Consider the following 12,260-nt stretch of genomic DNA (forward strand, 5'->3'; position numbering starts at 1 on the left):
GGAGGCTAGCGATGAGTACCGCAACGAAAAACCTCTCAGGAGAGGCGCCTAAGAAGCGTAATAGTAAAATGCTGCCAGATGGACCGGATTGGACATTTGAGCTGTTGGAACGCTACCACAAAGAGATTAAGCGTGTCGCACAACACTATCGCCTAGACACTTACCCTAACCAAATAGAAGTGATTACTTCCGAACAAATGATGGATGCCTACTCAAGTATTGGTATGCCCATCAATTACAACCACTGGTCGTTTGGTAAAAAGTTCATCCAAACGGAACAGAACTATAAGCATGGTCAAATGGGGTTAGCCTACGAGATTGTCATTAACTCCAATCCGTGTATCGCCTATTTGATGGAAGAAAACACCGTGACAATGCAAGCGCTAGTGATTGCTCACGCTTGTTACGGGCACAACTCTTTCTTCAAAGGTAATTATCTGTTCCAAACCTGGACGGACGCTAGCTCCATCATCGATTATTTGCTGTTTGCCAAAAAGTATTTGGCTGAATGTGAGGAGCGATATGGAGTACAGGAAGTGGAAAAACTGCTCGACTCCTGCCACGCCTTAATGAACTTTGGTGTGGATCGTTACAAGCGACCAGAGAAAATCTCCATTACCGAAGAGAAAGCGCGACAAGAAGAACGCGAGGCATACTTACAGTCTCAAGTGAATGAATTGTGGCGCACAGTACCAAGAGCCAAAACCAAAGAGGAAGATCTTAAAGAGCGATTCCCAAGCGAGCCTCAGGAAAACTTGCTCTACTTTTTCGAAAAGCATGCCCCGCTACTAGAGCCGTGGCAACGTGAAGTCGTGCGGATTGTACGCAAAATCAGTCAGTATTTTTATCCGCAAAAACAAACGCAGGTCATGAACGAAGGCTGGGCAACATTCTGGCATTACACCATTCTCAACCATCTTTACGATGAGGGTTTGGTATCAGAAAAGTTCATACTAGAGTTCTTACATAGCCATACCAGTGTGGTAGCTCAACCGCCTTATAATAGCCCTTACTTTAATGGTATTAATCCATACGCCTTGGGCTTTGCAATGTTCCGAGATATTAAACGTATCTGTGAAGAACCAACTGATGAGGACAAGGAGTGGTTTCCGGATTTGGCAGGAACCGATTGGTTAGATGCAGTACATTTCGCGATGCATAATTTCAAAGATGAAAGCTTCATTAGCCAATACCTTTCTCCGAAATTAATGCGTGATTTCAAGCTGTTTGCGATCAACGATGATGACCACAAAAACTTTATTGAAGTCGCCGCGATACACGATGAGATGGGTTATAAACGCATTAGAGAAACCTTAGCCGCTCAGTACAACTTATCTAATCTTGAGCCAAACATTCAGGTATTTAATGTCGATGTTCGTGGTGATCGCTCACTCACGTTGCAATACGTACCTCATAACCGAATCCCACTTGATGACAGTTATGAAGAAGTTCTGAAACACGTGTACCGATTGTGGGGATTTGATGTCATTCTGCAAGAAGTAAAAGACACAGGTCACCGAGAAGTCTTAGCGACCTGCCCTAAACGGAACCAATATGACACAAACATCTAACTAATACTTGGATATAAGCAACAAAAAGGCTCCTAATTCAGGAGCCTTTCTCGTTCTTAATTCAATGTGACCTTTAGTTATGCTTGCTTCGCCACAATAGCGCGCACCGCCTCTAGATCTTCTGGCGTATCAACGCCGGCTGCTGGCGCTTCTTTCGCTACCGCTACATGAATTTTTTCACCGTACCAAAGCACTCGTAGTTGCTCAAGGCACTCAATCTGCTCCAATGCGCTCGGAGCCCAGTTTACATACGTATTAATGAAACCAGCTCGATAAGCATAAATACCAATATGACGCATTAATGGGTTGGCAATGATTTTGTCTTGTTTGGCAAAGTTATCGCGATCCCAAGGGATAGTTGCTCGGCTAAAGTACATCGCATAGCCTTGCTCATTAGCCACAACTTTAACTGCATTCGGATTGAACACTTCTTCTTCCGAGTCTATTTCTACGGCTAATGTCGCCATCGGAGCATCACATCCCGATAAGTTATCAGCAACCTGACGAATGATAGACGGTGGAATCAAAGGCTCGTCCCCTTGCACATTAACAATAATGTGGTCTGCAGGAATAGCCATCTTTTCAACAACTTCAGCAAGGCGTTCAGTACCTGACTCGTGATTGGGAGAGGTCATACAGACTTTACCACCAAACGACGAGACAGCATCAGCAACACGCTCGTCATCAGTTGCCACGATAACATCTTCCGCACCCGCTTGTAGCGCTTGCTCGTAAACCCACTGAACCATAGGCTTACCGCCAATATCCGCTAACGGTTTACCAGGCAAACGGCTCGATGCGTAACGCGAAGGAATGACAACCGTAAAAGACATTAGCGTCCCTCATCCATACTCATAGTACGAGCCTCAGGCTCGAGCAGAACGGGAATACCCTCTTTGATTGGGTAAGCGAGGCGATCCAATTTGCAGATCAACTCTTGATTCTCTTTATCGTACGTCAGCTTACCTTTGCAAACAGGGCAAGCTACAATCTCAAGCAGACGGTGATCCATAAGCCGCTTTAACCTCTTTTATTCTCTTTAAAATTTGCTCTGCATCGTTTGGTTCAAACTGGGCAGATACAGGCAGATACCACCAATTATCTTGCGCATAATGGCTGCACTTGACGGCATCTTTCTCGGTCATAATCACATTGGCCCCTTGTTGAGCCAATGCTTCTAATTCTTGTTGGTCAAAGTCTTGATGGTCAGCAAAACCTTTTGTGACTTTAACATCTGCGTTCATCGAGTTTAGTGTATGAAAAAATCGTGGTGGATGCCCAATCCCTGCAAATGCCACTAGCTCTTTTAACTCAGAAACTTCCACAAGTTGCTTAGTCTTGAGATTAATGGCTTTAGATGGCGCTAAAGTCATTGCGATTTCTCCCGTATGTGCTTGACCGCCATTGGTGATGATAAAGTCGACTTCAGCAAGACGCTCGACCCCTTCACGAAGTGGGCCAAGCGGAATGAGGCTTTCATTCCCAAATCGGCGATTCCCATCCACAATCACTAACTCAATATCACGGCCTAACGCATAATGCTGTAACCCATCGTCCGTAATAATGATATCCACACCTGACTCAAGCAGTGCTTTCACTGCATTTGAACGTACCGGGTCTACCGCAACAGGCGCTCCTGTGCGTCGATGAATCAACTTAGGTTCATCACCACAATGTTTCGCAGGCGTATCTTCTTTTAGCACTAACGGATAGGCAGGAGCTTTTGCTCCATAGCCACGAGAAACGACCCCTGGCTTAAGCCCAAGCTGTTGCAGTTGCTCAACAAGCCAAACCACAACTGGTGTTTTGCCATTACCACCAGCCGTGATATTGCCGACAACAATAACAGGGATAGGCGCGTTGTAGGCTTGCTTACGGCCTGTTTGATATTGCTTTCGCTTAGACTTACTTATTGATCCAAATAATACACTCAGTGGCCACAAAAGCGGCCACAAGAGGTATTTTATTGGATGGTTTTCAAACCAGATTTTTTCAACCACCGCGTCTATTCACCAAACTGAATACGGTGCAATTGTGCATACGCACCATTTTTTGCAATAAGATCGGCATGGTTGCCACGCTCAATGATGGCGCCATCATCAACCACAAGAATCTCATCAGCTTTCTCGATAGTTGACAAGCGGTGCGCAATCACGAGTACCGTTTTGTCTTTCTGCAGCTCATCTAATGCAGCTTGGATAGCGCGTTCTGATTCCGTATCCAAAGCAGAGGTCGCCTCATCAAGAATCAACACCGGTGCATCACGCAATAGAGCACGTGCAATAGCGACACGTTGACGTTGACCGCCAGATAGACTCGCGCCATTTTCACCAATCATGGTATCAAGTCCATCATCCATTTTGCTGATGAATTCCATAGCATGCGCGAGTTTTGCCGCTTTCTCGATATCACTACGCTCGTATTTTCCATCCGTTGCGTAAGCAATATTGTTTGCAATCGTGTCATTAAATAAATGAACATTTTGTGATACTAGCGCAAACTGCTGACGTAAGTTCTTTAACTCGTATTCACGAATATCATGTCCGTCTAATGTGATGGAGCCACTATCAACATCATAGAAACGATTGAACAAGTTCGCGATGGTACTTTTACCGGAACCGGAACGACCAACCAGCGCAACGGTCTTCCCTCTTGGAATATCGAAGCTGACATTTTCCAATGCTGGCTTTTCTGCGCCAGTATAAGTAAAGCTTACGTTTTTAACTGAAACATCGCCATTTGCGCGTTCAACTGTCAACTTACCTTCGTTTTTCTCAGGCTCAAGGTCAATCAACGCAAAGAGCGTTTGGCTCGCGGCCATACCACGTTGGAACTGAGAGGTAACGTTAGTAAGCGCTTTAAGCGGACGCATCAAACCAAACATCGCAGAGAAGACAACGGTAAATGTACCTGGAGTCAGTTGCTCTTTAATCGAGTCAATACTTGCTAAGTAAAGAACGGCAACAATAGCAAGTGACGCAATCATTTGGATGATAGGGTTAGCCGCCGCTTGAGCCGTCACCAACTTCATGCTTTGTTGACGCATTTGGTTGCTGACCTTCTCAAATCGTTGACGCTCGATATCCTGGCCGCCGTAGCTCAGCACGACTTTATGGCCTTTAAGCATCTGCTCTGCTGACGCAGTCACGTTGCCCATCATTGTCTGCATATTTTTGGATATTTTTCTAAAACGTTTAGAAACGACACCAATACCCCACGCGACAACGGGAGCAACAGCAAACAGCACTAACGACAACTGCCAGCTGTTGTAAAACATCAGGACTAACAGGCCAATGATACTTGCACCTTCGCGAACGATGCTCACTAACGCTTGGCTAGTTGCCGCAGATACTTGCTCTGAATCGTAGGTAATGCGTGACAATAAATTGCCCGTCTTTTCCTTATCGAAGTAAGACACAGGCATATGCATAAAGTGATTGAATACCATACGGCGGACTTGCATAACCACATTGCCGGATACCCAGCTCAAACAGTATGTGGAGACAAATCCACTTATGCCACGGATAAACATCATGGCAAAAATAATCAATGGAAGCGTGCGTAGAAAATCAGATTCAGCGTTCCCAAAACCTTCATCTAGTAATGGTTTTAATAGGGAAATCATATAGGTATCTGATATAGCATTAATAACTAATGCAATGACTGCAACGACAAGACCTGACTTGTAAAGGCGAATAAATTGCCATAGACGCTTAAACGTCTGCCAAGTCGTTTCATCAGTATTTATCGACATAGAAGTGCTTTATTTTCTTACATTAAGACTCTCATTCTACTCCCTTACGCAGCATCTGCCTATACCAAGGCTCAAATGTATCGCTACGTTTGGTTTCTGAGCGCCAATTATCACGGTGAATAGAGAAGCTTACCTGACCATATTCCCCAGTATCAAGCCAAGTAATGTCAAGCTTGCGATATGCTGCAACAACATGTTCTGCCGGCATTCCCCATTGATTATTTTTTGCCAAAGAAGCAACGGCCACACTCGGGTTTACCGCTTCAATAAAGCGAGGATTCGACGAACTTTTACTACCATGATGAGGGACCAACATCACATCACTTTTTAACTTTTCAGGCTCCCTGAGCAAGATCCACTCGCTAATGGTCTCAATATCACCAGTAAAAAGCATACTGAACGTAGAAATAGGGTCGGTAAGACGTAGTACACAGGAGTGCGGATTATATGCACGTTGAACAAGAGCAGGAGGCCAAAGTACTTCTATATTTAACCCTTGCCATTTCCAATGATCGCCGCGAGTACAAGACTCATATCCGATAAAATTTTGGCTACTGAGTTTGCGCTGTGGTGAAAAGGAATCTTCAATGAACAAGCGTCCTCCTGCATGGTCATTGTCGGAATGGCTGAGGATCATCGTATCGATGCTTTCATAACCTCGTTTATGCAAGATCGGAGTGACGACCTGCTCCGCAATGCTGCCATTTTGCCATGCTTTACCTGTATCATAGAGCAACACTTTATCGTCTTTTTCTACAATCACCGCAAGGCCATGGCCCACATCTAGTACATCAATGCGCCAATGTTGCTGATCATATTCCGATGTGAGCTTAATACTAATTACAATGCCAAGTAACAAACACCACGCGTACTGAAACATGAATCGTTGAAACACCAAGCAAATAATTCCCGCCAGAATCAACCCTGTCATTTCTATACTAATGGGTTGCCAGGAGCCTATCGCGTACTGAATTGACGTGCTCAATGGCTGCAATGACCAGTCCACCAACTGCCACAGAGGCTTTGCTATCATTTCAAGAAATAAAGATGAGAACAGGGCCAGAAACATCAAAGGCACAACGATAAATCCGAACCAAGGAATAAACGCCAAGTTGTATGCAATTGATGACAAACTGAAACCAGAAAAGTAATAGCCACTAATAGGCACGATTAACACACTCAGAATCAATTGAGTAAGCAATAGCACTTTTAACTTCGCCTTCCAGCCCCCGTTTTGATACCGAATCAAATTGATTGCGAACAACACTGCGCAAACTGACAAATACGATAACCAAAAACTCATGCTATACGATGCAAAAGGTTGAACAAGCAGTTGTAGCGCTACCGCGAGCAAAAGTACCCGCCAGGAAGCCCAGTGCACTAAGGTATATTTGAGAACGACGTAAATAACACATACCGACACCGCGCGGGTAGTAGGTAATGAGAAGTCCGCTAACCAAGCATAGGCAACGGCAAACATCAGCCCACAGAAGCTAGGCAATAGCTGGTATTGAGGTAACGCATAACGAATGGCACCGCCCACCACTAGCCCAAAAGTGAACGCCATACCAATATGTAAGCCCGAAATCGAGACCAAGTGCAGTAAACCACTGTCTCTGAGTGCTTGCCAATCTTCCTTAGATAACCAAGAGCGATCGGCAAAAACTAACGCATTTATTAACGAGAAATGATGAAGGGAGGACACATCCTCCGAAACATCAGCGATAATGGCTTGGCGCAAAGATGTAGTAGAGCGAATAATCCAGGTAACATCCTCGTTAACAACACCGCGTGCGATAATGCTTTTACCCATTGCGTGCTTTTCGGCGTCAAAACCAGCTTCGTTGCGTAGGCCTGTAATCGGCTTTAACGAGACGGATGTCGTAAACTCACTGTTAACATCGAGTGGAAAACGCGTAATAAGACGGATTTTAGGTTTAAGAAAAGGTAACAGAGTTTGAGAATTTACCTTTTTTAGAGCCACAATGCCTTCATATCCGTGACTTATTTGCGTAAAAGGGCTGTCAACTTTACCAATTATGGTAATATTCTCCCCTGCTTGAAAAAGGGCTTGTCTCTGAGACTCCAATACATTGCCGTGGACGATGACAACCATAAAGCCCGCAATTGCGCCTATGCTAATTAAGCCACGACGTAATTTGATTATTGAGCCAGTGGTTATTATTCCCAGCAGCAACCAACGCCAATCTGGTATTGTCGGCCACCAAGCTGACGAAATTACGCTCGCTACAAATAACGCCAAGGTCCAACTTTTTTCTGAGAGAGTCATGCTGTCCTATGCCTAGAAAGCTGATAAAACGCTTCATGCCAGATCATGAATTGATCAAACGCCAAAAAGCATTGAAGGTCTTCGGCAATGTGTTGTACAACCCGAACTTGTGGTGTTTAAATCGTCGCTCGGCGTCTGGGGCTTTTGCTGTCGGGTTATTTATGGCATTTGTTCCGCTACCAAGCCAAATGATCATGGCTGCAGGTTTGGCAATCATGCTTGGCGTCAATTTACCTCTCTCCGTCGCTTTGGTATGGATAAGCAACCCTATAACCATGCCTGTGTTATTTTATTTTGCGTATAAGCTTGGCGCTTTAGTGATGCATGTTCCTCCGCAACCTTTCCACTTTGAACTTTCGTGGGAATTCATCATGCAACAGATGAGCACTATTGGCCCTCCATTCTTATTAGGCTGTGCTATCTGTGGTGTCGTATCCGCGATTATTGGCTACTTCGGCATTAGAGGACTTTGGCGCTACTCAGTGGTTCGGAGCTGGCAAAAACGCAAAATAAGATAAGACGTTACTGCATAAAAATCAGCATTTGTACTATCAGTTGAGGGGCACCTAACAGTTAGAATGAAACACGATGTCGTTCAAGTTGGATAAATACAAAAAAGGACCGAATTCGGTCCTTTTTGCTTTTCTCGTATTGTAAAACGGTTGGTTATTTAGAACTCAGCACCGCTGCCGGATTTAACTTCGCGGCGCGAGAAGCGGGGTACCACGTTGCAAGCAAACTCAAAACGATCGCCGTCACAGACACCAATGCTACGTCTGGCCAGTGTAACTGTGATGGTAAGAAGTCGACGAAGTAAATATCACCCGATAAAAACTGATGACCGATTAAGCTCTCTAACCCTTTAATTAACGGAGTCAGGTTTAACGCCACTAAGACACCAATAACACTGCCGACGAGACTGCCAAATACACCAGAGAACACGCCTTGCCAAACAAAGATACGTTTGATTAGGCTATCTTTTGCTCCCATTGTTCGCAAAATTGCAATTTCTGCGGCTCGATCTTTCACTGCCATCATCAGCGTAGACACAATGTTAAAACATGCCACACCAATCACGAGTACCATCACCAAGTACATAATGGTGCGTACGAGCTGAATATCGCGATACAAAAAACCAAACTTTTGCTGCCAGCTTTTCAAATACACGTAAACATCCACCATGCTACCTACCTCACGAACAATAGAAGGCGCATTGAGAACATCATCCGTTTTTAGTGAAATACCAGTGACCCCTTCCCCTAACCTCGCGTATTGCTGAGCATCCGCTAATGGCACTAACGCTAAAGAATGGTCTATTTGGCCATTCAACGTTAAGAACCCAGACACCTTCACGCGCACACGCTTGGGAGCCTGCACTTTGTTTGCGCCGCCTGTTTGCGGAATCATCAACGTAATGTAATCCCCCACTGCGACATTTAGCTCGTTTGCAACACCTCGGCCTAAGATCACTTGCTTCTGACCGGCATAAAAGTTTTGCCAAGCTTCTTGGTCAATAAAATTCGATAAGCTCGACACCGCTTGCTCGAAAGTAGGCTCTACGCCACGAACTTCTATCGCTTTTAGCTTACTGCCTTTTTCTGCTAACCCCGTAAAACGAACGTACGGCGCTGCCGCAACAACATCTTCATGGTTTAGGGCTTGATTCATCGTTTTGGTGTAGTTATGAAGCGGACCATTAACGCCTTCCAACTCACCGTGTGGAATAACTGACAACACACGCGATTGCAGCTCGCGCTCAAAGCCATTCATTGCAGAAAGACCGATAATGATCACGGCTACACCAACCGCAATACCAATCGTTGAAGAAAGCGAAATGAAAGACACCATCTTGTTGCGCTTTTTCGCTCGACTGAAGCGACCACCAATCATCAATGCTAAAGATGAAAACAAAATTAGCCCTCCGCAGACGCAGTATCAGTCACAAAACGATCTACGAGTAAACCATCTTGCATGTGCATTTGACGATCCATTTTCGCTGCCAGCTCTTTGTCATGCGTGACAACCAAAAATGCAATGTTTGACTCTTTATTGAGCTCGCGCATCAAATCATAGATAGACAGTGCCGTATTGTGATCTAAGTTCCCCGTAGGTTCATCGGCCAAAACCAGATCAGGTTTATTCACCAATGCACGCGCAATCGCAACACGTTGACGCTCACCGCCCGATAACTCAGAAGGCCTGTGTTGCATCCGATGACTCAAACCAACTTTATCTAACAACGCTTTAGCCGCCTGTTTTGCATCCGCTACTTTAGCGCCGCCAATCATCAGTGGCATCGCCACGTTTTCAAGCGCAGTAAAATCAGCTAACAAGTGATGGAACTGGTATACAAAACCAAGGTGCTTGTTGCGTAAAGCCGCCTGTTTATTCGAACTTAAAGCCGATAGGTTTTGCCCTAGAAAATCAACTTCACCATGAGTTGCGTCATCTAACGCCCCTAAAATATGCAATAAGGTACTTTTTCCCGAACCAGAAGAGCCAACAATAGAAACCAACTCCCCTTTGTCGATATCGAAACTTACGCCTTTCAACACTTCCGTATCTAACGAACCCTCTCGGTAGACTTTACGAATATCACGACATTCTAATAGCTTATTCATAGCGAAGTGCCTCAGCAGGTTTAACAGAAGATGCTCGATAAGAAGGATAAAGCGTAGCAGCGAGGCTAAGAGCAATCGCCAACACCACCACTAAAAGAATTTGCAGTGAATCAATCAAAATAGGTAGATGGCCACCGAAACTGAATAGCGCCACACCGGCAGATTCAAGAATCGCATTCAGGTTAAGTGACAAGATCACGCCCGCAGCGCCACCGACAATCGCGCCAATTACACCGCTGCTCGCCCCTTGTACCATGAAAATGGTCATCACTTGAGATTGAGTCATGCCTTGAGTTTTCAATATTGCGACTTCTGATTGTTTCTCCATCACCACCATGATTAAGGCGGAGATAATATTGAATGCAGCAACGCCCACTATCAGACCTAGCATGAGTCCCATCATGTTCTTTTCCATTTTCACCGCTTGGAAAAGCTCACCACGCTGCTCACGCCAATCACTCCATTGCCACCCGTCAGGCATGGGTTGATCAGCAAAATCCGTCACCATAAATGGATCAGAGAAAAAGACACGCCAACCAGAAACCGTGTCTTTCGGAAAACGCATCAGCTTAGATGCATCCGTCATGTTAACAATCATTAATTGACCATCAACGTCCGATCCCGTATTGAAAATACCAGCGACAGTAAAATTGCGCTGGCTAGGAATACGGCCAAGTGGGGTAAACTGCGTCGCGTTGGTCACCATTAAGCGCACTTTATCCCCCATTGATACCTTTAGCGAGCGCGCCAAGCTATGACCTAAAAAGACGTTGTAATCGCCCGCTTGAAGTGACGATAATCGCCCAGCAATCAAATGGTTGCTAATCGGATCGCCTTTCTTTGGTTCAATGCCAATGAGATAACCTGCCGTCAGTTGCGCAGAACTCTGAATTACAGCCTCTCCACGAACGATAGGCTCCGGTTCAGATTCACTCGACATCGCTTGAACAAATGGAGGGGCAGACTCGGTCAACGGCGTTTTTCCATCGTGTTGTGAAACAACAGCGTGAGGCAGCACACCTAAAATGCGCTCTTTTAACTGCGATTCGAACCCATTCATCACAGAAAGAACCGTCACCAACGCCATTACACCGATAGTAATACCCGCCGTCGACATATAAGAAACAAATCGGCTGAACCTATCCCCAGAGCGTCCCCGAAGATATCTCAAACCAATAAATAATGAGATAGGATGATACATATAAGACAAACCAACTGGTTGTTTTGATATAAAGCTTTAGCAGATTATCTTACCTTACTCTTCTCATTAAGAAGACAAGAGAATCGCTAAATTTGTCAACGACATGCAATAAGTCTGTATTTAGGGCAAAAAGTTCAAGGACAAATCAGGTAAACTTGATAACTTCATTCAGTTAGCGATAATCAGTGCCCTACTTCTCTTTGTTTGTTGAGTAAACAGGGAGCGCTCGCTGGCAAAAGGACCGACTATATGACAGAGCAAGAATACTTTACCGTCCATCATAATCTCACTATCAACGTCGAAACGTTGAGTGCGGATTTTGCTTTGCCAGATGAAGAAACCTTTGTCTCCGAAATTCCAGCACCGTTTATTGTTGCCAGCGAATTTAGCCATCTAGATATGTTGGCAGACAGTGCACGTCTAGAGCTAAAAAACAAAGATTTAAAGCATGTGATTAACTTGCTTGATACGCAAAACGCGAAACTTAACCTCTTGTTGAGCTTTATGCTTTCACAACAAGATGACGCCTCCATTCGATACCAAACCACGAAGTTTGGTGCCAGCCAACTCAGTTACCGTTCAGATACAGCGCTATCTGCCCAACAACTCGTTCGTGTTAAACTGTTTCTCGATCATCCTGCTGCAGCGATTTACGGTTACGCTCAAGTAGAAGAATGTGATGCTTCAGAGCAAGATTTCATTATCACTCTTAGATATAAGATGCTACGTGAATCTGACCAAGATTTGCTCATAAAAGCGGCACTATATCAACAACAAAAACTTTTACGTCAGCGCTCGATGGAGCGAGATAAAAAATAACTCC

11 protein-coding genes are annotated in these 12,260 nt (G+C 44.8%); 3 read left to right on the forward strand and 8 right to left on the reverse strand.

What is annotated here, in order from left to right:
- The first annotated feature begins 11 nt into the window (after positions 1 to 11).
- A complete protein-coding gene (locus FR741_RS10385; protein ID WP_006742146.1) occupies positions 12 to 1,571 on the forward strand; it encodes a SpoVR family protein in 1,560 nt (519 codons plus the stop codon).
- Positions 1,572 to 1,648: 77 nt separating this feature from the next.
- Here the strand turns inward: FR741_RS10385 and kdsB are convergent, their stop codons facing one another.
- The 5 genes from kdsB to FR741_RS10410 are packed head-to-tail and all read right to left on the reverse strand — an operon-like array spanning position 1,649 to position 7,615.
- On the reverse strand, positions 1,649 to 2,404 hold the full coding sequence (kdsB, locus tag FR741_RS10390; protein ID WP_005390653.1) for a 3-deoxy-manno-octulosonate cytidylyltransferase: 756 nt from the start codon (positions 2,402 to 2,404) through the stop codon (positions 1,649 to 1,651).
- Positions 2,404 to 2,583 (reverse strand): Trm112 family protein, encoded by a 180-nt coding sequence (locus FR741_RS10395; protein ID WP_005390649.1) that lies wholly within the window; start codon positions 2,581 to 2,583, stop codon positions 2,404 to 2,406. The genes kdsB and FR741_RS10395 overlap by 1 nt, the downstream gene beginning before the upstream one ends.
- The gene (gene lpxK, locus FR741_RS10400; RefSeq protein WP_167426755.1) at positions 2,564 to 3,571 is read right to left on the reverse strand and encodes a tetraacyldisaccharide 4'-kinase; all 1,008 of its coding nucleotides are present in this window, start codon (positions 3,569 to 3,571) and stop codon (positions 2,564 to 2,566) included. The genes FR741_RS10395 and lpxK overlap by 20 nt, the downstream gene beginning before the upstream one ends.
- A gap of 5 nt (positions 3,572 to 3,576) precedes the next feature.
- A complete protein-coding gene (gene msbA / locus FR741_RS10405) occupies positions 3,577 to 5,325 on the reverse strand; it encodes a lipid A ABC transporter ATP-binding protein/permease MsbA (RefSeq protein WP_167426756.1) in 1,749 nt (582 codons plus the stop codon).
- A gap of 31 nt (positions 5,326 to 5,356) precedes the next feature.
- On the reverse strand, positions 5,357 to 7,615 hold the full coding sequence (locus FR741_RS10410; protein ID WP_167426757.1) for a DNA internalization-related competence protein ComEC/Rec2: 2,259 nt from the start codon (positions 7,613 to 7,615) through the stop codon (positions 5,357 to 5,359).
- Positions 7,616 to 7,623: 8 nt separating this feature from the next.
- On the opposite strand from FR741_RS10410, the gene FR741_RS10415 reads away from it, so the two are divergent.
- A complete protein-coding gene (locus FR741_RS10415) occupies positions 7,624 to 8,133 on the forward strand; it encodes a DUF2062 domain-containing protein (RefSeq protein ID WP_005390643.1) in 510 nt (169 codons plus the stop codon).
- A gap of 148 nt (positions 8,134 to 8,281) precedes the next feature.
- On the opposite strand, the gene lolE is transcribed toward FR741_RS10415, so the two are convergent.
- From lolE to lolC, 3 genes are read right to left on the reverse strand one after another with little or no spacing between them, the layout of a single operon-like run.
- Positions 8,282 to 9,526, reverse strand: a complete 1,245-nt coding sequence (gene lolE / locus FR741_RS10420; protein ID WP_048626175.1) for a lipoprotein-releasing ABC transporter permease subunit LolE — start codon at positions 9,524 to 9,526, stop codon at positions 8,282 to 8,284.
- A gap of 2 nt (positions 9,527 to 9,528) precedes the next feature.
- Positions 9,529 to 10,236, reverse strand: coding sequence for a lipoprotein-releasing ABC transporter ATP-binding protein LolD (lolD, locus tag FR741_RS10425; protein WP_005378457.1), 708 nt, complete (start codon positions 10,234 to 10,236; stop codon positions 9,529 to 9,531).
- Positions 10,229 to 11,437, reverse strand: a complete 1,209-nt coding sequence (gene lolC, locus FR741_RS10430; RefSeq protein WP_167426758.1) for a lipoprotein-releasing ABC transporter permease subunit LolC — start codon at positions 11,435 to 11,437, stop codon at positions 10,229 to 10,231. Before lolC ends, lolD begins: the two co-directional genes overlap by 8 nt.
- Positions 11,438 to 11,686: 249 nt before the next feature.
- On the opposite strand from lolC, the gene FR741_RS10435 reads away from it, so the two are divergent.
- Positions 11,687 to 12,256, forward strand: coding sequence for a hypothetical protein (locus FR741_RS10435; protein ID WP_047008532.1), 570 nt, complete (start codon positions 11,687 to 11,689; stop codon positions 12,254 to 12,256).
- Positions 12,257 to 12,260: the final 4 nt, after the last annotated feature.

The organism is Vibrio diabolicus, assembly GCF_011801455.1.
Classification (GTDB): Bacteria; Pseudomonadota; Gammaproteobacteria; order Enterobacterales; family Vibrionaceae; genus Vibrio; species Vibrio diabolicus.